Origin of the sequence: Kitasatospora sp. NPDC001309 (genome assembly GCF_042896295.1) — a bacterium.
GTDB lineage: Bacteria > Actinomycetota > Actinomycetes > Streptomycetales > Streptomycetaceae > Kitasatospora.
Genome location: NZ_JBIAXC010000001.1, coordinates 112,229 through 136,291, shown reverse-complemented (window position 1 = coordinate 136,291; position 24,063 = coordinate 112,229). Strand labels below are relative to the sequence as shown.

Below are 24,063 nucleotides of genomic sequence, written 5' to 3'. Positions count from 1 at the left end.
CGGGCCGATCACGGCCCGGGGCGTTCTGCGTTCTTCGGCACTCTGACCTGCGCCGGAAGCTGAGCCCCCTGTCGGGTTCGAACCGACGACCCCCGCTTTACAAGAGCGGTGCTCTGGCCAGCTGAGCTAAGGAGGCACGGTGGCCGTCCGCGATGGATCACGGCGGCACCGGGGGCAGTCTACCGGGCCGGGGTGGTGGGGTGGGGGGATATCCCGGGGTTGGCGGGGTGGGTGGGCGTGATGGAACCGATGCGGAAAAGCGGGCGGCGGGGGGCTGACAAGCGGCGGAAGCGCAGGTAGCGTCGCCGGGAGTCGGTGTGTGCAGTGGTTCAGACCACTGCCCGGCCGACCGAGACGAACGAACCCCCTTTACTCGGATCGTCCGGCACGTTCCTGCCGGTGAAGGAGAGAACGACCATGGCTTCTGTCACGTACGACCAGGCGACCCGTGTCTACCCCGGGGCGACCAAGCCGTCGGTGGACGCGCTGGACCTGGAGATCGCGGACGGCGAATTCCTCGTGCTGGTCGGCCCGTCGGGCTGCGGTAAGTCGACCAGCCTGCGCATGCTGGCCGGTCTGGAGGACGTCAACAGCGGCGCGATCCGGATCGGCGACCGGGACGTCACCCACCTGCCGCCGAAGGACCGGGACATCGCGATGGTGTTCCAGAACTACGCGCTCTACCCGCACATGACCGTCGCCGAGAACATGGGCTTCGCGCTCAAGATCGCCGGCGTGAACAAGGCGGACATCCGCATCAAGGTCGAGGAGGCGGCGAAGATCCTCGACCTGACCGACTACCTGGACCGCAAGCCGAAGGCGCTGTCCGGCGGTCAGCGCCAGCGTGTCGCGATGGGCCGGGCGATCGTCCGCCAGCCGCAGGTCTTCCTGATGGACGAGCCGCTGTCGAACCTGGACGCCAAGCTCCGCGTCTCGACCCGCACCCAGATCGCCGGCCTGCAGCGCCGCCTGGGCATCACCACGGTGTACGTCACCCACGACCAGACCGAGGCGCTCACCATGGGCGACCGGGTCGCGGTGCTCAAGGACGGTCTGCTCCAGCAGGTCGACACCCCGCGCAACATGTACGACAAGCCCGCGAACCTGTTCGTGGCCGGCTTCATCGGCTCGCCCGCCATGAACCTGGTCGAGGTGCCGCTGGTGGACGGCGGCGTGAAGTTCGGCGGCTCGGTGGTCAACATCTCCCGCGAGGACCTGGCCGGCGCCGCGACGGACAAGACGGTGACCGTCGGCATCCGCCCCGAGCACTTCCAGATCGTCCCGGCTGGCGGCATCGAGGGTGTCGCGGTGACGGTGAACGTGGTCGAGGAGCTCGGCTCGGACGGCTTCGTCTACGGCACCACCCAGATCGGCGGCGTGGACAAGGACCTGGTCGTCCGCGTGCCCGGCCGCCAGATCCCGGCCCGCGGCGAGACCGTCCACGTCGTGCCGACCGCCGAGGAGACCCACGTCTTCTCCACCAGCACCGGGGCCCGCCTGGGCCGCTGACGCCCGGCACACCTCCCCTCGCACGGGGCAGCTCCGGAGCCCGTCGGACCGTTCGCGGTCCGACGGGCTCCGTCCGTACACCCCCACGTCAACACGGTGCAGGGACAACCCGGACACCCTGTCACTCGATGGCGTGACGGAGGGCGATCCGGGGCCTACCCACCGCTACTCTCCTGAGGGTGAAGCAGCTTGTGCGCCGTATCGGCCAGACCGTCGCCCTGACCCTGCCGGTCGTCCTGGTGACCACCGGCACCCTCGCCGTGACCCGGGTCCCGTGGGCCCCGCCGACCGCGCTCGACCAGCAGGTCGTGGCGGCCTCCAGCGGCGACGGCGTCGGCATCGGGCGGTCGTCCGCGGCCCCCGCCAGGACGGACGGGCTCGCCCCGCAGGACTCGCTGCGGGTGGCGCTGCTCGACGAGCTGCGCGCCAAGAACCCGTCCGCCGCGCTGGACCTGCTGGAGCGCTCGATGCGCGAGCAGCCGTCGCTGACGCCGTACTGCACCTCGCTGGCCACCGAGTTGGGCAAGGCGGCGGTCCGCAAGTACCAGGGCGACGTACAGCGGGCCCGCTCCTTCGCCCGCCCGGTCTGCGACGGCGCCTTCGCGGCCGGCGTCGTCGGCTGACGGATCCCCGGACGGCCGACCGTTCCCCGGAAGGCCGACGGCATCGTCGGCCGACGGACAGCCGGGCGGCCGGGCGGCCGGCGGATCACCGGACGAGCGGTCCACTTGAGGCGCCAACCCCCTTCCGGCGCCCTATTGTTCAGCCATGACCGCTGACTCCGGCACCACCGCCGACCTCGCGTCCCCGCAGCCCCACCACACCCGGCCGACCACCACTCCCGTCACCCAGGCCGTGATCCTGGCCGGCGGCCAGGGTTCCCGGCTGCGCCCCTACACGGACGACCGCCCCAAGCCGCTGGTCGAGATCCCGGGGACGGGCACGCCGATCCTCGGCCACCAGCTGGCCTGGCTGGCCGCCGAGGGCGTCACCGACGTCGTGGTGTCCTGCGGTCACCTGGCCGACGTGCTGGAGGAGTGGCTCGACACGGCGGACCTGCCGCTGCGGGTGCGCACCGTGGTCGAGGCCGAGCCGCTGGGGCGCGGCGGCGGGCTCAAGTACGCGGCGAAGGCGCTGCCGCGCCCGGACGAGCCCTGGTACGCCACCAACGGCGACATCTGGACCCGGTTCAGCCTGCGCGACATGGCCGCCTTCCACCACGAGCGGGACGCCGTCGCGACGCTCGCGCTGGCCCGGCCGCGGATCCCGTGGGGCGCCGTGGAGACCGACCAGTTCGGCAACGTGCTGGACTTCATCGAGGCCCCGCCCTCGCCCTTCCTGATCAACGCCGGCCTGTACGTGTTCAGCCCGGAGTTCGCCGAGCTGCTGCCGGACGTGGGCGACCACGAGCGCACCACCTTCCCCCAACTCGCCCGCAGCAAGCGGCTCGCCGGGTACCAGCTGCCGCAGGGCGTGTACTGGCGCGCGATCGACACCGCGAAGGACCTCACCGAGGCGGCCAAGGAGCTCGCCGCCTACCGCGACAGCTCCCGCTGACGACGCGGAGACCGGCCGAGAACAGGCGGAGGACGGACACAGGCCCGGCGAGGGCAAGCCCGCGGAACCGCCGAGCAGCACGACGGCCGAGTGCTCCCCCACGGAGCACCCGGCCGTAGCGCGTCCGGCGGCCTCAGGTGGCGGTCGGCGTCCCCGGACGGGAGGACTGCCCACCGGCCTGCCCGTCGGCCTGTCCACCGGCCTCTCCGCCGGACAGGCCGGCCAGCGGCCCGCTGCCCAGTACCGGTCCGCTGCCCAGCACCCCGCCGAGCAGCCCCGAGCCGTTGCTCGGGCTGGGCTTGGGCGCGTTGCCCGAGCCGCCGGGGGCCGGGGTCCGCTGGGCGGGCGCGGAGCCGGACCCGGCGGACGGCGCGGCGGGCGCCGGGGAGGAGCCGCCGGTCTCGGGCTTGCCGGAGTGCTTGCCGCTGGGCGTGGCCCCGGCCGACTTGGCGGGGGCGGTGGACGGCGTGCCGGCGCTCGGGGTGGGGGTGGCCGGGCGGGGGGCGGCGGGCTGGGGCTGGGTGGACGCGCCCTGGCCGCCGGGGGCGCCGGACGGGCTGCCGGACGGCCACACCGGGGTGCCGTAGTCGCCGGACGGTCGGCCGGGCTCCTGGTGCGGGCGGCCGCCGGTGCGGACGGCCGCGCCGAGCATCGAGCCGAGCAGCAGGGTGAGGCCGACCACGACGGTGGTGACGACCGCGCCGCGGCGCAGCACCCGGCGGCGCAGCGCACCGGGGGCACCGGTGCCGATCCGGCGCCAGGCCTCCAGGTTGAGCCGTCCGTCGAGCGAGGCGAACGGCGCCCCGGCGATCAGCAGCGGGCTCCAGGCCGCGAGGAAGATCAGGTCGGGGGTGTCGTAGACCGGGACGGCCCGCCAGCTGACGGTGAACAGCAGCACGGCGGAGAGCAGCATGGCCGCCCCGGCGGCGAGCCGCTGCCACAGGCCGAGGACGGTCAGCACGCCGACCACGATCTCGGTGAACGACACCACCAGGCCGGAGCCGACGGGGTGCGCCATCGCGAAGGCGAGCAGCGGCTCGGCGACCTTCCACGGGTGCAGGGAGGAGAGCCAGCGCATCATGGAGCCGCGCTCGCCGCCGTCGAAGTACACCGGGTCGCAGAGCTTGCTGAACCCGGCGTAGACGGAGAGCGAGCCGAGCACCGCGCGCAGCGGCAGCAGCACCAGGCCGAGGTCGACCCGGCGGCCGGGGTACCAGGGCTGCTTGCCGTCGGCCGCGGAGGCGGCGGAGACCTCCGGCAGTTCGCCGCTGGGGGTCCAGCCGTGCGGCTCGCCGACCGGGCCGACGCCGGCGTCGGTGGCGGTGCCGCTGCCCTCGCGCGGCTGGCGGGGGACGGTCCGGGCGCCCGCGTAGGCGGGCAGCACCTGGGTGTCCGCGCCGTCGGGGCCGCCGCCGGGCGCGCCGTTGGTCCGCACCGCTTCCAGGAGCCGGGTGGCCGCGAGGTCGCCGGGGGCCGCCTGGCCGGTCCAGGTGACGGCGGTGACCCGGCCCTTGCGGCGCTGCGCGCCGCCGGCGGCCCCGGCCGCGGCTCCGGCCAGCGCCGGGACGGCGGAGGCGGGCACGACGACCTGCGGGGTGACCAGCGGACGGCGGATCAGGCCCTGGTTGGCGTAGGGGTCGCCGAACGCGGCGCCGGTGGACAGCAGTCCCGCCGGGGCGTCGATCAGCGGCGCCACCGGGGTGCCGAGCCGGAGTCGGAAGCTCGCCTGGGTGCTGCTGAGGCGCGCGGGGTCCGACGGCACCTTGACGGTGTCGATCCCGGGGCCCGCCTCTATCCCGGTGCTGCCCCCGCCGAACAGGGGGCGCCGAGGTGTTCTGGTGTCCACGTCCACGCCCGTCTAACCGGGTGACGGCCGCTTAGGACACTCTCCCGGGTGGATGTCCGGCGCATACTTGAAGTGATCATGAGAAAAGCGATCGGACCCGGTCGGGCCCGATCGCTTTTCACTCGGATCGCGGAGAATTCAGAAGTTCTCCTGCGGACGGGGGTCCGTCCGTGCTGGTCCGGACCTGCCGGGAATCAGCGCTTGGCGCGCATGCGGGCGGCCTCGTACAGCACGATGCCCGCCGCGACACCGGCGTTCAGCGACTCGGTCAGGCCGCTCATCGGGATCCGGACCCGCATGTCGCAGGTCTCGGAGACCAGGCGGGACAGGCCCTTGCCCTCGCTGCCCGCGACGATCACCACGGGGCCGTTCAGCAGCTCCAGGTCGCCCAGCTCGGCCTCGCCGTCGGCGGCCAGGCCGACGACCATCAGGCCGGCCTTCTGGTAGGCCTCCAGGGTGCGGGTCATGTTGGTGGCGCGGGCCACGGGCAGCCGGGCGGCGGCGCCGGAGGAGGTCTTCCAGGCACCGGCGGTCATGCCGGCCGCACGGCGCTCGGGGATGACCACGCCGTGCGCGCCGAAGGCGGCGGCGGAGCGGACCACGGCGCCGAGGTTGCGCGAGTCGGTGACCCCGTCCAGCGCGATGATCAGCGCGTCCTGGCCGGCGTCGGAGGCCTCGGCGAGCAGGTCCTCGGGGTGGGCGTACTCGTACGGCGGGACCTGCAGCACCAGGCCCTGGTGGTTCATCCCGCCGGTCATCTGGTCCAGCTGCGCGCGCGGGGCCTCCATCAGCGGGATGCCGCGCTCGTTGGCGGCCTGGAAGGCGTCGCGCACCCGGTCGTCGGTGTCGATGAACTGCTGGACGTACAGGGCGTTGGCGGGCACGTCGCCCTTGAGCGCCTCGACCACCGAGTTGCGGCCGAAGACCAGCTCGGCACTGCCCGCGCCGCCGCGGCCGCCCCGGCCGCCGGCACCGGCCCGGCGCATGCCGGCCCGGGCCTTGGCGTCCCGCTCGCGCTTGATCGCGGCGTTGGCGGCCCGCTGCTTGGGGTGGCCCTTGCGCTCCTCACCGGGCGGGGTCGGGCCCTTGCCCTGCAGCGCCTTCCGGCTGTGCCCGCCGGTACCGACAGCGGCCCCCTTCTTCGACCCGGGGTTGCGGCGGTTCCTGCGCTGGCTGTTGCCGGCCATGGCTGTACTTCCTGTCTGTCCGGCATGCCCGGCCGCTCCGCTCGGTGCGGCGGCGGCCGACGGCATGCGCTACGTCATGCGGGAGGGCCGCACCGGTCCGGTACGGCCCACCCATCACCCCGATCGTCAGATGGGGTTACTGGCTGTTGATCGTCCAGCGCGGGCCGGACGGGGTGTCCTCGATCACCAACCCGGCCAGGCCGAGCTGGTCGCGGATGGCGTCCGCGGTGGCGAAGTCCTTGCGCTGACGCGCCGCCTGCCGCTGGTCCAGGACCAGACGGACCAGCGAGTCGACCACACCGTGGAGGTCCTCGCCGCGCTCCGCCCCGGCCCACTGCGGGTCGAGCGGATCGAGGCCCAGTACACCGAGCATCGCACGGACCTCGGCCAGTCGCGCCACCACGCTCTCCTTGTCGTCCGCGTTCAGGGCGCTGTTGCCCTGGCGGACGGCGGTGTGCACGACGGCCAGCGCCTGCGGGACGCCGAAGTCGTCGTCCATCGCCTCGGCGAAGGCCGACGGCACCTCGGGCGCCGCGTCGACCTTGCCGCAGCGCTCGACGGCCCGCTGGATGAAGCCCTCGATCCGGCCGAAGCCGACCTCGGCCTCGCGCAGCGCGTCCTCGCTGTACTCGATCATCGAGCGGTAGTGCGCGGCGCCCAGGTAGTAGCGGAGCACGATCGGCCGCCACGCCCGGACCATCTCGGAGACCAGCACCGAGTTGCCGAGCGACTTGCTCATCTTCTCGCCGGCCATGGTGACCCAGGCGTTGTGCACCCAGAAGGCGGCGAAGTCGTCGCCGTAGGCCTTGGACTGGGCGATCTCGTTCTCGTGGTGCGGGAAGATCAGGTCCAGCCCGCCGCCGTGGATGTCGAAGGCCGGGCCCAGGTACTTGTGCACCATCGCCGAGCACTCCAGGTGCCAGCCCGGACGGCCGCGGCCCCAGGGCGTCTCCCAGCTCGGCTCGCCCGGCTTGGCGGCCTTCCACATCGCGAAGTCGCGCTGGTCGCGCTTGCCGGTCTCGCCCTCGCCCTCGGGCTGGCGCAGGTCGGCGAGCTTCTGGTTGGAGAGCGCGAGGTAGTCGGGGTACGACTTCACGTCGAAGTAGACGTTGCCGTCGACCGCGTAGGCGTGGCCCTTCTCGATGAGCCCCTGCATCATCTCGATCATCTCGGGCACGTGCCCGGTGGCCCGCGGCTCGACGGTCGGCGGCAGGCAGCCGAGCGCGTTGTAACCGTCGTTGAAGGCGCGCTCGTTCTCGTAGGCGATCTGCCACCACGGCGTGCCGAGCTCGCGCTCCTTGGCGATGATCTTGTCGTCGATGTCGGTGACGTTGCGGACGAAGGTCACCTGGTAGCCGCGGTAGGCGAACCACCGCTGCATGATGTCGAAGTTGAGGCCGGACCGGATGTGCCCGATGTGTGGCGCCGACTGGACGGTAGCGCCGCACAGGTAGATCGAGACACAACCCGGTACAAGCGGGACGAAGTCGCGTACCTGTCGGGTGCTGGTGTCGTACAGACGAATGCTCACAGCGTCAAGCGTAGTGGGCGGCGGGGGGTGCCCCGCGACATTAACCGGGAACGGACCGGGCATTCCCCGGGGAACGGCGGGACCGCCCCGGGGAATCGCGGCCCGTCCGGCCGGTCAGATGCTGCCGACCACCTTGCGCGGGCTGAGCCGGACGACCACCCGGACGTCGTCCGGACCGTCGAAGCCGTACTCCTGGTCACCGCGGTACTTGAAGCCCAGCTCGTTGATCAACTCCCGGCCGCCCTCGGTGGTCAGCGTCACCGAACCGCGGACCTCCAGGTACTCGTACGGGCTCTCCGGCGGGTTGATCACGATCGAGGCCCGCGGGTCCTTCACCAGGTTGAGGTGCTTGCGGCGGCCCTGGACCGTGGAGAACAGGATGTCGTCGCCGTCCCGCTTGACCCAGACCACCGAGGACTGGGGGCTGCCGTCCGGCTGGATCGTGGAGACCACGGCGAAGCTCTTGCCGTCGATCAACGCCTTGGCGCGGTCGGAGAGTTGGGAAGTCATCGGGAACCTCTTCTCGTCGGCGACGGTACGACCCGGGGGTGAGCTCCGCACGGGCCCGGACCGAACCCTACCGATCCGGGCCCCCGCGGCATTCGGTGAACACCCGTCAACAGCCGTCTGTTTCCGGCCGGACCGCCGACCGCCCGCCGACGCCCGCCGACCGCCGACCGGCCGGACCGCCGGCGAACGGCTCAACGCCGTTCGTACACCAGGGCGGTGGCGATCGCGGCCAACCCCTCGGCCCGGCCGGTCAGGCCCAGGCCGTCGGTGGTGGTGCCGGAGACCGAGACCGGCGCTCCGGCCGCCTCGGACAGCGCGGCCTGCGCCTCGGCCCGCCGCTTGCCGATCTTCGGCCGGACCCCGATCACCTGGACCGCGATGTTGCCGATCTCGAAGCCCGCCTCGCGCACCAGCCGGGCCGCCTCGCCGAGCAGCTTCACCCCGGAGGCCCCGGACCACTCCGGGCGGTCGGTGCCGAAGTGGGCGCCCAGGTCGCCGATCCCGGCGGCCGAGAACAGCGCGTCGCAGGAGGCGTGCGCGGCCACGTCGGCGTCCGAGTGCCCGGCCAGTCCGTCCCCGGCGTCCGGCCACTCCAGTCCGGCGACCCACAGCGGGCGGCCGGCCTCGAAGGCGTGCACGTCGGTGCCGATCCCCACCCGGGGGATCAGGGGCTCAGTAGTCATCGGCGGCCCTCCGGCGGGCGAGTACGGCCTCGGCGAGCACGAGGTCCAGCGGACGGGTGACCTTGAACGCCTCTTCGTGGCCGGGCACCACGACGACCGTGCCGCCGTAGCGCTCCACCAGTCCGGCGTCGTCGGTGACGGGCACCGCGTCGGCGCCGCCGGCGGCCTCCTCGGCCAGCGCCTTGGCGTGCACCTCGACCAGGGCGGCCCGGTCGAAGCCCTGCGGGGTCTGCACCGCGCGCAGGGTGGCCCGCTCGGGCGTGTCGAGCACCGGCTCGGGGCGGCCCGGGTTCGGCTCGACCCGCTTCACGGTGTCGGCCAGCGGCACCGCGGGCACCACCGCCGGAGCCCCGGCCCGGACGGCGGCCGCGACGGCGTCCACCACCTCGACCGGGACGAGCGGACGGGCCGCGTCGTGCACCAGCACGATCTCGACGTCCTCGGGGATCGCCGCCAGGCCCAGCCGGACCGACTCCTGGCGGGTCGCGCCGCCGGCCACCACCCGGACGTCCTTGCCGGCCAGCCCGTGGCCGTCCAGCAGGGCGACCACCTCGGCCACCCCGTCGGCGGGCGCGGCGACCACCACCAGGCCGACCGCCCGGCTGCGGGCGAGCGCCCGAACGGCGTGCACCAGGAGCGGCACCCCGCCCAGTTCCCGCAGGGCCTTCGGGGCACCGGGCCCCAGCCGCTCACCGCGTCCGGCGGCGGGCACCACTGCTGCTGCAACTGCTCCTGACGCGTTCAGGTTTCACTCCTTCGGCGAAGTGGGTATGGCCATGGCGTGCCCGGCGGGCGCGGGGCCCCTTCCGAAGAACAACTGGTCCACTGCCCGCCGCACAACTGCGCAGAAACGGTGCAGAAACGGTCTTGCGGGCCTGGACCGGATCGGGTGGGGGGGCGTCGTCCGGACACGCCTCAGCGCCCGGAGTGCCACTGCACCACCCCCGGACGGTTCATCCTGGGAGCGGCACGCCGGCACCGGGCGCTGTGGGCGGTGGGGCGGAAGCCCGACTGCACTACGAGGCGAGCACCTCGTCGAGCAGCGTCTCCGCCTTGTCCTCGTTGGTGTTCTCCGCCAGCGCGAGCTCGCTGACGAGGATCTGGCGCGCCTTCGCGAGCATCCGCTTCTCGCCGGCCGAGAGGCCGCGCTCGCGCTCGCGACGCCAGAGGTCGCGCACGACCTCGGCGACCTTGATAACGTCGCCCGAAGCGAGCTTCTCCAGGTTCGCCTTGTAGCGACGGGACCAGTTGGTCGGCTCTTCGGTGTACGGTGCGCGGAGCACCTCGAAGACCCGGTCCAGACCCTCCTGGCCGACCACATCGCGCACGCCGACGAACTCCGCGTTCTCGGCGGGCACGCGGAGCGTCAGGTCTCCCTGCTGCACCTTGAGCACCAGGTAGGTCTTGTCCACACCTTTGATCTGGCGAATTTCGATGGCCTCGATCAGCGCGGCCCCGTGATGGGGGTAGACCACCGTGTCGCCAACCTTGAACGTCATGTGACAGGACCCCTTCCGTGGCTTTCCAGAATAACACGCCTTGCGGCCCACCCGAAGGGCGTTTTCGCAGGTCAGGGCCGGTACCGGGGCTTGACAAGGACCCCCGTGACGTGCTGCGACCGATGTTCGAGGGGGGCTTCCCGCAGGTCGGAGGCGGTTCCGAGGTCCGGCGAAACCCTTGCGCAACACCCCCGCAACCATGATTGGATCTTGAGCTTTCGCCCCGTTCCGGGCCGTGACCGGATCGTTATTCGATCTTGGTCGAAGCTTGTCCTACCGATGACCGGTTCATGCCATGGGTACGGCCGGACGGCCCCCGCGGGGCCCCGGGAGTGCGACACGGGGACCACCCCGTGAGGAGCGCATAAGTGAGGTCGATAATCTGAGACCTGACCTGTCGACACGTGACCTAGGAGTAGCCGCCGCATGAGCCGCAGCCTTCGACGCGGCAGCATCGCCGCCATCGCCGCCCTCGCCATCGCCTCGCTGTCCTCCTGCGCAGCCAGCAACACGCCGGACACCCTGCAGATCAAGCCGGACAACGCGGCGGCGACCCTTGGGACGAACCTTCGACTGAACAACATCGTGATCGTCACCGGGGCCGGTACCTCGGGTGACTACACGGGCCCCGCCAACGTGGTCGTGAACATCTCCAACACGGCGACCACCCCGGCCGAGCTGCAGTCGATCACCGTCGGCAACGCTTCCGCCACCTTCGCGGACGCGGCGGGTGCTCCGCAGCCCACCCTCGTCATCCCGGCCGGCAGCTCGGTCGCGATCGGCGGCCAGGGCAACCCCTCCGCCTCGGTGAGCGCGGCCGCCGTCCACATCGGCGGCTTCGCCAACACCACCTTCGCCTTCAAGGACGGCCAGAAGGTCGACGTCCAGGCCGGCGTCAGCCCGGACTCGGACAAGAACCTCTACAAGGGCTTCGGCCCGACCCCGGCGGCCGTGCCCTCCAAGAGCACCTCCCCCGCCGCGACCGCCCCGACCACGCCGGGCACGCCGGCCACGCCGCCGGCCGGCACCACGCCGAGCGCCCCGGCCACCCCGGCCACCGGTGCCGGCACGGCGACCACCCCGGCCGCCCCGGCCACCGGCACCACCGCGCCGGCCGCCCACTGACACGACGCGCTGCCGACCGGGCGCACCCTGACGCAGCGCGCGAAAGCCTCCCGCCGGCCCTTCCGGGGCCTGCGGGAGGCTTTCGCGTGCCCCCGTGGGCCGCGTGGCCGCGTGGCCGCGTGGCCTGACCCTGTGGCCGGGCAGCCAGGCAGTCGGGCAGGAACGCGGGAGGCCCCCGCCGACGACTGCCGGCAGGGGCCTCCCGCGTCCTCGTCCCTCGCGGGCCCGCGGTTTACGGCTCGAACTTGTAGCCCAGGCCGCGGACCGTGACCAGGTAGCGCGGCGCGCCCGGGTCGGGCTCGATCTTCGCCCGCAGGCGCTTCACGTGGACGTCCAGGGTCTTGGTGTCGCCGACGTAGTCCGCGCCCCAGACCCGGTCGATCAGCTGCATGCGGGTGAGCACCCGGCCCGCGTTGCGCAGCAGCATCTCCAGCAGGTCGAACTCCTTGAGCGGCAGGTCGACCTTGGCGCCGTCCACCGTCACCACGTGCCGGTCCACGTCCATCCGGACCGGGCCCGCCTCCAGGGCGCCCGGACCGCCGCCATTGTCGCCCGCGCCGCCGTCCTCGCCGCGGCGGCGCAGCACCGCGCGGATCCGGGCGACCAGCTCCCGGGTGGAGTACGGCTTGGTGACGTAGTCGTCAGCGCCTATCTCCAGCCCGACGACCTTGTCGATCTCGCTGTCCTTGGCGGTCACCATGATCACCGGCACGCTGGAGCGCACCCGGAGCTGGCGGCAGACCTCGGTGCCCGGCAGGCCCGGGAGCATCAGGTCGAGCAGGACGAGGTCGGCACCGTTGCGTTCGAACTGCTCCAGGGCGTCGGGGCCGGTCGCGGCGACGGCCACCTCGAAGCCCTCCTTGCGGAGCATGTACGAGAGGGCGTCGCTGAACGACTCCTCGTCCTCGACCACCAGTACTCGGGTCACGATCAGGCCTCCGGGGCAAGCTGGGTTGTCTGTGTCAGGGGTTGTTCCCGCTCCCCGGCGGGGAGCGAACGGGCCGCACGCTCGGTGCGGTCCGCGGTGAGGGTCCGGGGTGCCGTGGCGGGCCCGGCGGTGTCGGCACCGGGCTCGGCGCGGCGTGCGCTGCGGGGTTCGTCGTGGTCCGGCGCGGCGTCGACGGCGTCGAGGTGGTCGTCGAAGTCCTCGCCCAGGTCGTCGTCCGGGGCGTCGTCCAGGTCGTCGTAGTCCTCGTCGGGGGCGTCGGCGGGGGCCTGGCCGGCGGGCAGGCGGATGGTGAAGGTCGAACCCTGCCCCTCCACGCTCCACACCGAGACGGTGCCGCCGTGCGAGGCGGCGACGTGCTTGACGATGGACAGGCCGAGTCCGGTGCCGCCGGTCTGCCGGGAGCGGGCCGGGTCGACCCGGTAGAAGCGTTCGAAGACCCGCTCGCGGTCCTTCTCGGAGATGCCGATGCCCTGGTCGGTGACCGAGATCTCGATCAGCTCGCCGTCCGCCTCGCCGAGCGCGGCGGCGCTGGAGATCCGGCGGGTGGCGATGGCCACCCGGGTGCGGGGCGGGCTGTAGTTGACGGCGTTCTCCACCAGGTTGCCGAGCGCCGCGGCGAGCTGGCCGCGGTTGCCGTGCAGGTAGAGCCCGGCGATCCCGCCGGCCGCGATCAGGATCTGCTTGGCGGCGGCCTGCTGGCGGCAGCGGTCGATCGCCTCGGCGATCAGCTCGTCCACCGCGACCGGCTCCGGGTCGACCATCAGCCGGTCGTCCTGGACCCGGGAGAGGTCGATGATCTCCTGCACCAGGCTGGCCAGGCGGGTCGCCTCGACCTGCATCCGGCCGGCGAAGCGCTGCACCGCCTCCGGGTCGTCGGACGCGTCGGCGACCGCCTCGGAGAGCAGCGACAGGGCGCCGACCGGGGTCTTGAGCTCGTGGCTGACGTTGGCCACGAAGTCCCGGCGGACGGCCTCCACCCGGCGGCGCTCGGTCTGGTCCTCGACCAGCACCAGCACCAGCCGGGAGCCCAGCGGGGCGACCCGGACGGAGACCGCGAGCGGCTCGGACGCGCGGGCCGCGCCGGGGCGGGGCAGCTCCAGCTCCACCTGCCGGATCTCGCCGTCCCGGCGGGTGGCGCGGGCCAGGGCCAGCATCTGGTCCACGGCGACCGCGCCGCCGCGCACCAGGCCCATCGCGTACGCGGCCGAGCTGGCCTTGACCACCTCGTCGCCCTCGCCCAGCACGATCGCGCAGGAGCGGAGCACCGAGAGCACGGTGTCGACCCCCGGCGGCAGCGGGGGTTCCGGGGTGCCGGTGCCCAGCGTCTGGTACCGGCCGTACTGCTTGCCGCTGGTGTACTTGCCCTTGGCCTGCTCGCGCTCGCTCCAACGGAAGGCGATGGAGGCGGTGAGGCCGACACCGAGCCCGGCTATGGCGCAGGCAGCGGCAGCGGCCACGTTCACGTCCATGTGGCCAGCGTAAGCGCACGGCCTGGCCACTCCCCAAGGGCTGGGTCAAGGCATCGACCAGGCGTTGCCGAGAATTCACCTCCACGTAGCTACTGATTCACCACACCGGCCGTGCGCCGTCGCCCGAACGGCACAGAGTTGGCCATGCAGCCCGTGTGGGAGAGATCGGTGCGCCGAAGAGCGGCCACGGTCTCGGGTGTGCGCGTACCATTCGCGCCACCAGCAGCGGTCACCCGGACACCGGAACGATGGTCGGACGGGCTGACCGGTCGGCACCGCCACCGACACAGCTACTGAGGAGAGAACATGCGCGACGCGTACCACGAGGAACTCGATGCGATCGGCGACAGCCTGGTCGAGATGGCCCGGCTGGTCGGGTCGGCCCTGGGCCGGGCCACCACCGCTCTCCTGGACGCGGACCTGGCGCTGGCGGAGAGCGTGATCGCCGCCGACGAGAAGGTCAACGAGCTCCACCACGAGCTCGAGAACCGCGCCATCGACCTGCTCGCCCGGCAGCAGCCGGTCGCCACCGACCTGCGGATCGTGGTCACCTCGCTGCGGATGAGCGCCGACCTGGAGCGCTGCGGGGACCTCGCCCGGCACGTCGCCAAGGTCGCGCGGATGCGCTACCCGGACTCGGCGGTGCCCGCCGACCTGCACTCCACCGTCCTGGAGATGGGCCAGCTCGCCCAGCGCCTGGTCGCCAAGGCGGGCCTGGTCATCGCCACCAAGGACGTCGACAAGGCCCTGGAGATGGAGCAGGACGACGACCGGATCGACGCCCTGCACCGCGAGCTGCTGTCGCACCTGATCGACGAGCGCTGGCACCACGGCATCGAGACCGCCGTCGACATCACCCTGGTCGGCCGCTACTACGAGCGCTTCGCGGACCACGCGGTGTCCGTCGCCAAGCGCGTCGTGTACCTGGTGACCGGCGAGCACGTGGCCGAGTTCGTGGCCGCCACCGAGGCGGCCGAGGCAGCCGGGGCGGAGTGAGTGCCGCTCACCCCCGGGGGTGAGTAAACCTGTGGCGAGGGTGGTGCGGGTGCACGGATTTCCGGACGCCCCACCACTGCGCGCCTGTTGACGCTCCCTCCGAACGGCCGCTTCACTCGACGGTGGGGGCACCGGAGTGTTCCCGTCATTAGGAGGGAAGAGCTCGATGAAGGCCAACCCGACCCGACCGGCATCCGCCCACCACACCGCCGAGCCGCCCGCCCCGAAGCTGCTGCCCGTCCTCGCGGCCGGTTGCGGCTGCGGCCCCGGCTGCGGCTGCGGCTGCCAGTCCGGCGCGCCCTGCCAGTGCGGCGGCGCCGACGGCGGCTGCTGCGGCGGCCACTGAGGCACGGCGGCCGGAACGGCCGCCAGGGCAGCCGCCGAGGCCTCCCGGGGTGCGCGGTCGTGCACCCCGGGACGCCCGCCCGGCCGTTCCGGAACCGTCAGAACTGGACGTCGGTGCAGGAGTAGAAGGCGTTCCCGGTGTCCGCGATCGTCCAGACCGAGACGACCACCTGGTGCCCGGTGCGCCCGCTCGGGAGGGTCCCGGTGTGGCTGAGCGTGCCCGGCACCTGCCGCCCGCCGTAGGGGACGGTCAGGAAGGGCGTCAGGTCGAGGTTGGCCCGGGTGACCGGCTGGCTCGCGTCGTAGCCCGGCTTGGTCAGGTAGTACCGGAAGTCCGTGGTCGCGTGCCGGGCGGTGAACTTCCAGGTGAAGGTGAGCCGCTGGCCCGCGGTCACCGGCGTGGTCGGCCAGGCGCCGCCGTGCGGGTCGTCCAGCTCGGCGAAGCGGGAGTTGCCGCCGGCGCAGATGGTGCCGTCGGAGGGCCCGCCGGCCGGGAAGCCCTTCGGCCCCTCGACGCTCTGCGGCTCCCACTGGATGTCGCCGCAGTCCCACGGGACGGCGTTCGCGCTCTCGTCGCAGAGCGCGGCGCGGCTGGGCGGCGTGGTGATGAAGCCGTGCGACTGGGCCGGGAGGGCCAGGGTGAGCGGGATCGCGAGCGCGGCGACGGCCGCCCCGACCAGATGACGTGTGCGCATGGTGCTCCTCCGTGGGGGTGGATGGAGAGTGCGCCGGGGCGCAGACGCGCGCGCGTTGGGGGTGCGGCGGCCGGGACATGGGGGAATCCTTGGCATGCCTGCGCCAGCCCGGTGCCCCCACGGTAGGAGTCGGCGCCACCACCCGTCAATGGTCTGAACCATTTTCGAGCCCACCCCAACTCCCGCCCCACACCGGCCGGTTGAACGAAACAGGCCCCGCCCCCGGCGAACCGGGAGCGGGGCCTCGTCGGCAAGCGGGTTACTTCTTGCCCTGGTTCTTGACCGCCTCGATGGCCGCCGCGGCGGCGTCGGCGTCGAGGTAGCGGCCGCCCTTGGCGAGCGGCTTGAAGTCGGCGTCCAGCTCGTAGACCAGGGGGATGCCGGTCGGGATGTTGAGGCCGGCGATGTCGGCGTCGGAGATGCCGTCGAGGTGCTTGACCAGCGCGCGCAGGCTGTTGCCGTGGGCGGTGACCAGGACGGTCTTGCCGGCGGCCAGGTCCGGGACGATGGCGTCGTACCAGTACGGGAGCATCCGGTCGACGACGTCCTTGAGGCACTCGGTGCGCGGGCGCAGCTCGCTCGGGATGTCGGCGTAACGGGCGTCGCCGGCCTGCGAGTACTCGGCGCCGTCGGCGAGCACCGGCGGCGGGGTGTCGTAGGAGCGGCGCCACAGCTGGAACTGCTCCTCGCCGAACTCGGCCAGGGTCTGGGCCTTGTCCTTGCCCTGGAGCGCGCCGTAGTGGCGCTCGTTCAGGCGCCAGCTGCGGTTGACCGGGATCCAGTGGCGGTCGGCCTTGTCCAGGGCGATCTGCGAGGTCCGGATGGCGCGGCGCAGCAGCGAGGTGTGCACCACGTCGGGAAACAGGCCCTCGGCGGCCAGGAGCTCGCCACCGCGGGCGGCCTCCTTCTCGCCCTTCTCGTTGAGGTCGACGTCGACCCAACCGGTGAAGAGGTTCTTCTGGTTCCACTGGCTCTCGCCGTGACGGAGCAGGATGAGTCGGTAGGTCGTGTCAGCCATGGCGCCCAGCTTAGTGGAGGGCGGGAAAACCCCTGGTGGGCACCTCGGGGGATGAGTAATGTGTGCAGCGCTTATCTGCCACTTACATGCGTCGGGCGGTCGGGCCCGCCCGCGCCGCCCGGCGGACGCCTGCCCTCGGGAGCCCCCACATGCTCGTCGCCCTGGCCGCCAATCCCCGGATCCGAAGACTGGTGCGCGAGACGGTGGGCGGGCTGCCGAGGCAGTTCTGGTGGCTCTGGGTGAGCACGCTGGTGAACCGGCTCGGTTCGTTCGTGGTGACGTTCCTGGCCCTCTACCTGACCGTCGAACGGGGGTACTCGGCCTCCTACGCGGGCCTGGTGGCCTCCTTGTTCGGCGCCGGTTCGGCGGTCTCGGCGATCGGCGCGGGCGTGCTCACCGACCGGATCGGGCGCCGCCCCACGCTGGTCGCCGCCCAGCTCGGCACCGCCGCCTCCACCGCCGTGCTCGGTTTCATGGACGGCCAGGTGGCGATCGCCTCGGTGGCCTTCGTGGTCGGCCTGTGCAACAACGCCACCCGGCCGCCCACCTCGGCGATCATCGCCGACCTCGTCCCCGCGGAGGACCGGGTCCGGGCGTACTCGCTGAACTACTGGGCGATCAACATCGGCTTCGGCCTGTCCGCCGCCGCGGCCGGGCTGATCGCCACCCACGGCTACCTCACGCTCTTCCTGCTGGACGCCCTGAGCACGCTGGTCTGCGCCGTGGTGATCTTCATCCGGATCCCGGAGACCAGGCCGCAGGCCGTACCCGGCAAGGCCGGGGACCCGGCCGAGCCGGGGATCAGCCTGCTCACCGTGCTCCGGGACGCCCCCTTCATGGTGCTGGTCGGGCTGACCCTGCTGGTCGCCCTGGTCTTCCAGCAGGGCAGCACCACGCTGGCCGTGGACATGGGCGCCTCCGGCATCTCGTCTACCCAGTACGGGCTGGTCGTCGGCCTGAACGGGCTGCTGATCGTGGTGCTGCAGATCCCGCTGACCCGGTGGATGGAGGGCCGTTCACGGACCGGGATGCTGATCGCCAGCTGCCTGCTCACCGGCTGGGGCTTCGGGCTGGCCGCGCTGGCCGGCTCCTCGGCCTGGCTGTTCGCGCTCTCGGTGGTGGTCTGGACGGTCGGCGAGATCCTGCACACCCCGGTGATGATGGGCCTGGTCGCCGAGTTGGCGCCGACCCACGGACGCGGCCGCTACCAGGGCGTCTACGGGCTGTCCTGGTCGCTCGCCTCGCTCCTCGGCCCGGCGGGCGGCGGGCTGCTGCTGCAGTACGCCGGTCCCGTGGTGCTGTGGACGGTCTGCGGGGCGATCGGGACGGCGGCGGCGCTCGGGTACGTGGTGCTGGCACGCCGGACCGGTGCGACGGGGCGCCGGCGCACCGGGGCCGTGTCGGAGGTGACGGCCGTGGCGGCACCCGTCGCGGAGCCGGCGAAGGCCCCGGCCGACGCCTGAGTGCCGCCCGCCCCGGTCAGTCGGTGGCCGGGGCGTCGGCGGCCGGGGCGTCGGCAGCCGTGGCGTCGGCTGCCGGGGCGGCCAGGTGGGCGAAGGCGGCCAGGTTGCGGGTGGACTCCCCGCGCTTGGTGCGCCACTCCCACTCGCGCCGGATCGCCGAGGCGAAGCCCAGCTCCAGCAGGGTGTTGAAGGGCTCGTCCGCGTTCTCCAGCACCGTCCCGAGGAGCCGGTCGACGGTGTCCGGGGTGAGCGCCTCCAGCGGCAGCCGGCCGGCCAGGTAGACGTCGCCGAGAGCGTCCACCGCGTACGCGACGCCGTAGAGGCGGGTGTTGCGCTCCAGCAGCCAGCGGTAGACGGCCTGGTGGTTCTCGTCCGGGCGGCGGATCACGAAGGCGTTCACCGACAGGGTGTGGTCGCCGACCCGCAGTGCGCAGGCGGTGTTCAGCTTGCGGGTGCCCGGGAGGGTCGCCACCAGGGTGTACGGGTCGGCGGCGGCCGGCTCCCAGGCCACCCCGGCGTCGTCCAGGGCGGTGCGCAGGAGGGTCAGGGCCTCGTCCTTGGTGCGGATTGCCATGGGGGTGACGTTACTCGGCGGTACCCCCGGCGCGCAGCCGCCGACCCGGCCAGGACGCCGACCCGGGCCAGGACGCCGCCCGGCCCGGGCGTCGGCGCTCAGCGGCGCCGGGCCACCGCGAGCCGGCCGGCCGGGCGGGCCAGGCTGCCGTCGTAGACCTCGGCGGTGGAGGCCGCGGCGGTGTCCCAACCGAAGGCGGCCGCGTGCCGGGCGGCCGCCGCCCCGCGCCGGGCGACCAGCGCCGGGTCGGTGACGTACGGCTCCAGTGCACGCGCCCAGGCCAGCGGGTCGTGGCCCTGCACCAGGCTGCCGGACTCGCCGTCCCGCACCGCGACCGGCAGGCCGCCGACCGAGGCCGCCACCACGGGGGTGCCGCAGGCCTGGGCCTCCAGCGCCACCAGGCCGAAGGACTCGCTGTACGAGGGCATCACCAGGGCCGTCGCCGCGCGGTACCAGTCCGCCAGCCGCTCCTGGCCGACCGGCGGGTGGAACCGCACCACGTCGCCGATGCCGAGCTGGGCGGCGAGCTTGTGCAGGCTCTCCGGCCGGGCCAGCCCGGTGCCGGACGGCCCGCCGACCACCGGCACCACCAGGCGCTCGCGCAGCCCCGGACGGGCCTCCAGCAGCGCGGCGACCGCCCGCAGCAGCACGTCCGGCGCCTTCAACGGCTGGATCCGCCCGGCGAACAGCAGCACCGCCGCGTCCTGCGGCAGGCCCAGCCTCGCCCGGGCCTCGGACCCGGCGCGCGGGCCGCCAGGGCGGAAGACGTCGAGGTTGACCCCGGGGTGGACGACGGCCAGCTGGTCCGGCCGGGCGGCGTAGTGCAGCGCCAGCTCGGCGGCCTCCTCGGTGGTGTTGGCGATCAGCCGGTCGGCCGCCTCGACCACCTGGGTCTCGCCGATCACCCGGGCCGCGGGTTCGGGTGTGTCCCCCTCGGCCAGCGCGGCGTTCTTGACCTTCGCCATGGTGTGCATGGTGTGCACCAGCGGCACCCCCCAGCGCTGGGCGGCCAGCCAGCCGACCTGCCCGGAGAGCCAGTAGTGCGAGTGCACCAGGTCGTAGTGGCCGGGGCGGTGGCCCGCCTCGGTGCGCAGCACGCCGTGGGTGAAGGCGCACAGCTGGGCCGGCAGGTCCTCCTTGACCAGGCCCTCGTACGGGCCGGCGGTGACGTGCCGGACCAGCACGCCGGGGGCCAGCTCGACGGTCGGGGCGTCGTCCGAGCAGATCGCCCGGGTGAACACCTCGACCTCGATGTTGAGCTCGGCCAGGCGCTTGGCCAGCTCGACGATGTAGACGTTCATCCCGCCGGCGTCGCCGGTGCCGGGCTGGTGCAGCGGCGAGGTGTGCACGCTGAGCATGGCTATCCGGCGCGGGCGGCGACGGCCCGGGACGAGCGACTGGAGCCGGCCGCGCGCGGGCGTCGCGGACTGGGCACGGCGTACCGAACGGACGGGGTGCTGGATCACCTGGCTGAAGCCTCCTCGTGTGCGGCCCGTCTCGGCGGTCCGCGTGAACGGGCCCGCCACATGTCCGGTGTGCGCTGCCCCGTCCGGGCACACATCACCACCAGTGTGCCAACCACTGGGCGGGCGTCCGGCATTCCCGCTCCCGGCGACCGGTCCGCCGGGCCGGCATCCGCCCAGCTCAGGCCGGGGACGCCCGGCCCCGCGACCGCCGACTACCCTTCTGGGCATGGCTGCCTCCTTCGACCCCGCGACCGCCGCGCCCGCCCGCGGCCGGACCGGACGGCCGGTCGGGACGGTCACCCGGGGCACCACCAACACCAACCGGCTGCGCCGGATGGACCGCTGGATCGCCCACACCCTGGGCCGGGCGCTGCGCGCCGCCGAGCGGCCCCCGGTGGCGGTGGACCTCGGCTACGGCGCGGCGCCGTGGACGGCCGTGGAGCTGGCCGGACGGCTGCGCACGGTGCGGCCGGACGTCCGGGTGGTCGGGATCGAGATCGAGCCGGAACGGGTCGCGGCCGCGCTGCCGTACGCCGAGCCGCCGCTGCTCACCTTCCGGCGCGGCGGCTTCGAGGTGCCGCTGGACGGCGGCGGGCCGGCCCAGCTGATCCGGGCGGCCAACGTGCTGCGGCAGTACGAGGAGTCGGCGGTGGCCGGGGTGTGGGAGCGGCTGTGCGCCCGGCTGGCCCCGGACGGGCTGCTGGTCGAGGGCACCTGCGACGAGATCGGGCGGCGGCACGTCTGGGTCGCGCTGGGGCCGGAAGGGCCCCGGACGGTGACCTTCGCGGCCCGGCTGGGCGGTCTGGGCCAGCCCTCCGACCTGGCCGAGCGGCTGCCGAAGGCGCTGATCCACCACAACGTGCCGGGGCGGCCGGTGCACGCCTTCCTGACCGACTTCGACCGGGCCTGGGCGGCGGCCGCGCCGTACGGGGCGTTCGGGGCGCGGCAGCGCTGGGTGGCGGCCTGCACGGCGCTGGCGGGCAGCTGGCCGCTGGTGGACGCGCGCGGGCGGTGGCGGCAGGGCGAGGTCACGCTGCCCTGGGCGGCGCTGGCCCCGTAGGACGGGGTCGGGCCCGGATTCTGCGGGGCCCGGACGGGGTTCCCGGAGGCCCGCTGGGGCCCGGCGGGGCCGGGCTGGTGAGCGACGCGCCTCATTCACTCGAACGAGTTATCGAATATCTCTGGCGTGTTGACGCCTCGTCACGCCACGATGGAGACCGCCGGGCGGCGACACCACACGCCGCCCGGCGCGCACCGCGCCCGTCAGCCCCCCTGCCCGAGCAGCTCCCGCCGGGCCCGTTCGAACACCTCGTACATCTCCGTCCCGAACAGCACGAACCGCACCTCCGCCAGCTCCGCGCCCGCGAGCGCGTCACCGCCGCCCAGCACCTCGGCGACGGTGCCGAGCGCGATCCGGGCCGCGTCCGCCGGCGGCCAGCCGAAGATCCCCGCCGACACCGCCGGGAAGGCCACCGTGCGCGCGCCCAACCCGGCCGCCGTGCGCAGCGACTCGCGATAGCAGGAGGCCAGCAGCCCAGCCCGCTCCTCGTACTCCTCCGCCAGGTACACCGGCCCGACGGTGTGCACCACCCAGCGGGCCGGCAGCCGCCCGGCCGTGGTCGCCACCGCCCGCCCGGTGGGCAGCCCCTTGCCCCAGTGCGAGGCCCGCAGCCGGCGGCACTCCTCCAGGATCTGCGGCCCGCCCCGGCGGTGGATCGCGCCGTCCACCCCGCCGCCGCCCAGCAGCGAGGAGTTGGCCGCGTTCACCACCGCGTCCACCTCCTGTGCCGTGATGTCACCCTCGACCAGGGTGATCCGCGTCACCACCACCTACCCCCTTCCCCGGACCCGCCCGGCAGCCGCCGGGCCGGGATCCGAGCCGTCGTCCGAATCCGATCACCACACCGCCACCGGCGTGGCAATAGCCACAACGGCGCCGGTCGGCCAGAGAAATCCCCGGAGATCACGTTATGGTCGCGAGAAGTTCCCCGACGCGCGGTGCCAGGCGGGCACTGCGGACGGACGCCGGCCGTTACGCAGGCGGGGAAAGGGAGGAACCACCGATGCCCGCAACGGGAGACGGGCGGGCACCTGGTGCCGCGGACCTGCCGGGCGCCCACGACGGCGCCCCCGTCGGCCATGCCCGTACCCGCCCGGCCACCACCGGCCCGGCCACGGCCGCTCCCCCGATACCCCACCCCCGCTCGCAGCCGGCCCGGACCGCGCACGGCACCCGCCGCCCCTCCCGCCCCACCGGAGGCGGTCACGCCCCCGCGCCCGGAGACGGACCCGTCGACGGCGCCGTCGCGCCCCTGCGGCTGCTGGTCATCGAGGACGACGCCTCGGACGCCCAGCTGATCAAGGCGGCGGTCGCCGACAGCGGCACCTCGATCGAGATCCACTGGGCCCGCGGCCTCGAACAGGCCACCCAGCTGCTCGCCCAGTCCTCCCCCGCCGGCCGGCGCGGACGCTCCCGCGGCGGCGAGTTCGGCTGCGTGCTGCTCGACCTGGCCTCCCCCGCCGACCTGCCGCACCCGTCCGACCCCTCGGACGGCCTGGAAGGCCTGCACGAACTGCTGCGCCGCGCCCCGCACATCCCCGTCGTGGTGCTCACCGACGCCGCCGGGGCCGAACTCGGCGCCGCCGCCGTCGCCGCGGGTGCCCAGGACTTCCTGCTCAAGCACGAGACCGACGGCCCGCTGCTGGCCCGCGCACTGCGCTACGCGGTCGAACGCAAGCGGGCCGACGAGTCCCAGCGCCGCCTGGTCGAAGCCGAGTTGCGCGGCCAGGAGAACGCCCGGCTGCAGCGCCACCTGCTGCCCACCCCGCTGCTCGACGGCGCCGGGCTCTCCTTCACCCGGCGCTACCGCCCCGGCCGCCGCCGCGCCCTGCTCGGCGGCGACTTCTACGACGCCGTGCGCACCGACGACGGCACCGTCCACGTCGTGATCGGCGACGTCTGCGGCCACGGCCCCGACGAAGCCGCGCTCGGCGTCGCACTCCGGATAGCGTGGCGCACCCTGGTCTTCGCCGGTCTCACCGGCGAGACCCTGCTCACCACCCTCCAGCACGTGCTGGAGCACGAACGGCGCAGCGACGAGATCTTCGCGACGCTCTGCATGCTCGTCATCGAGCCCGGCGGCACCACCGACCTCGACTCGCTCGGCACCGGCGAACGCGCCCGGCTCTACCTCGCCGGGCACCCGGCGCCGCTGCTGCTCGGCCGCGACCACGCCCCGGCCACCCTGCCCGCCGACCACGCCGGGCCCGCCCTCGGCCTGCTGCCGTGCCACGACGGCGGGGCCGCCTGGCCCGCCCACGAGGTCGAACTCCAGCCCGGCTGGCGGCTGTTGCTCTACACCGACGGGCTGATCGAAGGCCGGGTCGGGGCCGGGTCGCGGCGCCTCGGCCAGGACGGACTGGCCGACCTGATCGCCGACCACCAGTCCGCCGGGCTCACCCGGGGCCGGCTCGTCGACAGCGCGATCGCCGAGGTCGAGGAGCTGAACGGCGGGGCGCTGACGGACGACGTCGCGGTGCTGCTGCTGGAGCGCAACCCGGTGCAGCTGATCCTCGGCTGAGGCGGCTGCGGAGGCGTCGCGGACACGTCGCGGACACGTCGGGGACAACGGCGCGGACAC

The 24,063-nt window shown here is 73.7% G+C and carries 23 protein-coding genes and 1 tRNA gene; 9 read left to right on the top strand and 15 right to left on the bottom strand.

Annotated features, from left to right (window positions below):
• Positions 1-62: 62 nt before the first annotated feature.
• Positions 63-136 (bottom strand) — tRNA-Thr (locus ACFY2K_RS00645).
• A gap of 281 nt (positions 137-417) precedes the next feature.
• On the opposite strand from ACFY2K_RS00645, the gene ACFY2K_RS00640 reads away from it, so the two are divergent.
• The 3 genes from ACFY2K_RS00640 to ACFY2K_RS00630 all read left to right on the top strand — a co-directional run bounded on the left by ACFY2K_RS00640 (position 418) and on the right by ACFY2K_RS00630 (position 3,066).
• Positions 418-1,509: an ABC transporter ATP-binding protein gene (locus ACFY2K_RS00640; RefSeq protein WP_375881521.1), complete on the top strand. Its 1,092-nt coding sequence runs from the start codon at positions 418-420 to the stop codon at positions 1,507-1,509.
• 179 nt (positions 1,510-1,688) lie between these two features.
• Entirely contained in the window at positions 1,689-2,132 is a 444-nt protein-coding gene (locus tag ACFY2K_RS00635; RefSeq protein WP_380526222.1) for a hypothetical protein, read from the top strand.
• A 145-nt stretch (positions 2,133-2,277) separates the two neighbouring features.
• Positions 2,278-3,066: an NDP-sugar synthase gene (locus ACFY2K_RS00630; RefSeq protein ID WP_375881517.1), complete on the top strand. Its 789-nt coding sequence runs from the start codon at positions 2,278-2,280 to the stop codon at positions 3,064-3,066.
• A 133-nt stretch (positions 3,067-3,199) separates the two neighbouring features.
• Here ACFY2K_RS00630 and ACFY2K_RS00625 read toward each other — a convergent pair whose 3' ends face one another.
• From ACFY2K_RS00625 to ACFY2K_RS00595, 7 genes are all read right to left on the bottom strand, one after another.
• A complete protein-coding gene (locus ACFY2K_RS00625; protein ID WP_380526220.1) occupies positions 3,200-4,828 on the bottom strand; it encodes a DoxX family membrane protein in 1,629 nt (542 codons plus the stop codon).
• A gap of 278 nt (positions 4,829-5,106) precedes the next feature.
• Positions 5,107-6,099 (bottom strand): 23S rRNA (guanosine(2251)-2'-O)-methyltransferase RlmB, encoded by a 993-nt coding sequence (gene rlmB, locus ACFY2K_RS00620; protein ID WP_375881511.1) that lies wholly within the window; start codon positions 6,097-6,099, stop codon positions 5,107-5,109.
• 136 nt (positions 6,100-6,235) lie between these two features.
• On the bottom strand, positions 6,236-7,630 hold the full coding sequence (gene cysS, locus ACFY2K_RS00615) for a cysteine--tRNA ligase (RefSeq protein ID WP_375881509.1): 1,395 nt from the start codon (positions 7,628-7,630) through the stop codon (positions 6,236-6,238).
• A gap of 114 nt (positions 7,631-7,744) precedes the next feature.
• A complete protein-coding gene (locus ACFY2K_RS00610; protein WP_375881507.1) occupies positions 7,745-8,140 on the bottom strand; it encodes a PPOX class F420-dependent oxidoreductase in 396 nt (131 codons plus the stop codon).
• A 191-nt stretch (positions 8,141-8,331) separates the two neighbouring features.
• Positions 8,332-8,823, bottom strand: coding sequence for a 2-C-methyl-D-erythritol 2,4-cyclodiphosphate synthase (gene ispF, locus ACFY2K_RS00605; protein WP_360225686.1), 492 nt, complete (start codon positions 8,821-8,823; stop codon positions 8,332-8,334).
• Positions 8,813-9,568 carry a 2-C-methyl-D-erythritol 4-phosphate cytidylyltransferase gene (gene ispD, locus ACFY2K_RS00600; RefSeq protein WP_375882312.1) on the bottom strand — a complete coding sequence of 252 codons (756 nt, stop codon included), beginning with the start codon at positions 9,566-9,568 and terminating at the stop codon, positions 8,813-8,815. The genes ispF and ispD overlap by 11 nt, the downstream gene beginning before the upstream one ends.
• A 271-nt stretch (positions 9,569-9,839) precedes the next feature.
• The gene (locus tag ACFY2K_RS00595; RefSeq protein WP_030244332.1) at positions 9,840-10,322 is read right to left on the bottom strand and encodes a CarD family transcriptional regulator; all 483 of its coding nucleotides are present in this window, start codon (positions 10,320-10,322) and stop codon (positions 9,840-9,842) included.
• 426 nt (positions 10,323-10,748) lie between these two features.
• Here ACFY2K_RS00595 and ACFY2K_RS00590 point away from each other — a divergent pair, with 426 nt between their 5' ends.
• Positions 10,749-11,447 carry a DUF461 domain-containing protein gene (locus tag ACFY2K_RS00590; protein WP_380526215.1) on the top strand — a complete coding sequence of 233 codons (699 nt, stop codon included), beginning with the start codon at positions 10,749-10,751 and terminating at the stop codon, positions 11,445-11,447.
• Between the two features lie 232 nt (positions 11,448-11,679).
• Here the strand turns inward: ACFY2K_RS00590 and ACFY2K_RS00585 are convergent, their stop codons facing one another.
• Entirely contained in the window at positions 11,680-12,375 is a 696-nt protein-coding gene (locus ACFY2K_RS00585) for a response regulator transcription factor (RefSeq protein ID WP_218199074.1), read from the bottom strand.
• Positions 12,376-12,377: 2 nt separating this feature from the next.
• A complete protein-coding gene (locus ACFY2K_RS00580) occupies positions 12,378-13,865 on the bottom strand; it encodes a sensor histidine kinase (protein ID WP_387709008.1) in 1,488 nt (495 codons plus the stop codon).
• 306 nt (positions 13,866-14,171) lie between these two features.
• On the opposite strand from ACFY2K_RS00580, the gene phoU reads away from it, so the two are divergent.
• Together phoU and ACFY2K_RS00570 are read left to right on the top strand one after the other, a co-directional pair.
• Complete coding sequence (gene phoU / locus ACFY2K_RS00575) at positions 14,172-14,861, top strand: phosphate signaling complex protein PhoU (RefSeq protein WP_380526211.1); 690 nt, start codon at positions 14,172-14,174, stop codon at positions 14,859-14,861.
• Positions 14,862-15,027: 166 nt separating this feature from the next.
• Positions 15,028-15,207: a hypothetical protein gene (locus ACFY2K_RS00570; protein ID WP_387709006.1), complete on the top strand. Its 180-nt coding sequence runs from the start codon at positions 15,028-15,030 to the stop codon at positions 15,205-15,207.
• 97 nt (positions 15,208-15,304) lie between these two features.
• Here the strand turns inward: ACFY2K_RS00570 and ACFY2K_RS00565 are convergent, their stop codons facing one another.
• On the bottom strand, positions 15,305-15,901 hold the full coding sequence (locus ACFY2K_RS00565; protein WP_387709005.1) for a lytic polysaccharide monooxygenase: 597 nt from the start codon (positions 15,899-15,901) through the stop codon (positions 15,305-15,307).
• Positions 15,902-16,160: 259 nt separating this feature from the next.
• Positions 16,161-16,919 carry a phosphoglyceromutase gene (locus tag ACFY2K_RS00560; protein WP_375881490.1) on the bottom strand — a complete coding sequence of 253 codons (759 nt, stop codon included), beginning with the start codon at positions 16,917-16,919 and terminating at the stop codon, positions 16,161-16,163.
• A gap of 149 nt (positions 16,920-17,068) precedes the next feature.
• Here ACFY2K_RS00560 and ACFY2K_RS00555 point away from each other — a divergent pair, with 149 nt between their 5' ends.
• Positions 17,069-18,382 (top strand): MDR family MFS transporter, encoded by a 1,314-nt coding sequence (locus tag ACFY2K_RS00555; RefSeq protein WP_380640412.1) that lies wholly within the window; start codon positions 17,069-17,071, stop codon positions 18,380-18,382.
• A gap of 16 nt (positions 18,383-18,398) precedes the next feature.
• Here ACFY2K_RS00555 and ACFY2K_RS00550 read toward each other — a convergent pair whose 3' ends face one another.
• Positions 18,399-18,956 carry a YbjN domain-containing protein gene (locus tag ACFY2K_RS00550; RefSeq protein WP_387709003.1) on the bottom strand — a complete coding sequence of 186 codons (558 nt, stop codon included), beginning with the start codon at positions 18,954-18,956 and terminating at the stop codon, positions 18,399-18,401.
• 98 nt (positions 18,957-19,054) lie between these two features.
• Complete coding sequence (gene mshA, locus ACFY2K_RS00545; protein ID WP_387709001.1) at positions 19,055-20,422, bottom strand: D-inositol-3-phosphate glycosyltransferase; 1,368 nt, start codon at positions 20,420-20,422, stop codon at positions 19,055-19,057.
• A 226-nt stretch (positions 20,423-20,648) separates the two neighbouring features.
• Here mshA and ACFY2K_RS00540 point away from each other — a divergent pair, with 226 nt between their 5' ends.
• Positions 20,649-21,482 carry a class I SAM-dependent methyltransferase gene (locus ACFY2K_RS00540; protein ID WP_380526203.1) on the top strand — a complete coding sequence of 278 codons (834 nt, stop codon included), beginning with the start codon at positions 20,649-20,651 and terminating at the stop codon, positions 21,480-21,482.
• A 203-nt stretch (positions 21,483-21,685) separates the two neighbouring features.
• Here the strand turns inward: ACFY2K_RS00540 and ACFY2K_RS00535 are convergent, their stop codons facing one another.
• Positions 21,686-22,246, bottom strand: a complete 561-nt coding sequence (locus tag ACFY2K_RS00535) for an O-acetyl-ADP-ribose deacetylase (RefSeq protein ID WP_375881478.1) — start codon at positions 22,244-22,246, stop codon at positions 21,686-21,688.
• Between the two features lie 239 nt (positions 22,247-22,485).
• Here ACFY2K_RS00535 and ACFY2K_RS00530 point away from each other — a divergent pair, with 239 nt between their 5' ends.
• Entirely contained in the window at positions 22,486-24,003 is a 1,518-nt protein-coding gene (locus ACFY2K_RS00530) for a SpoIIE family protein phosphatase (RefSeq protein ID WP_387708999.1), read from the top strand.
• Positions 24,004-24,063: the final 60 nt, after the last annotated feature.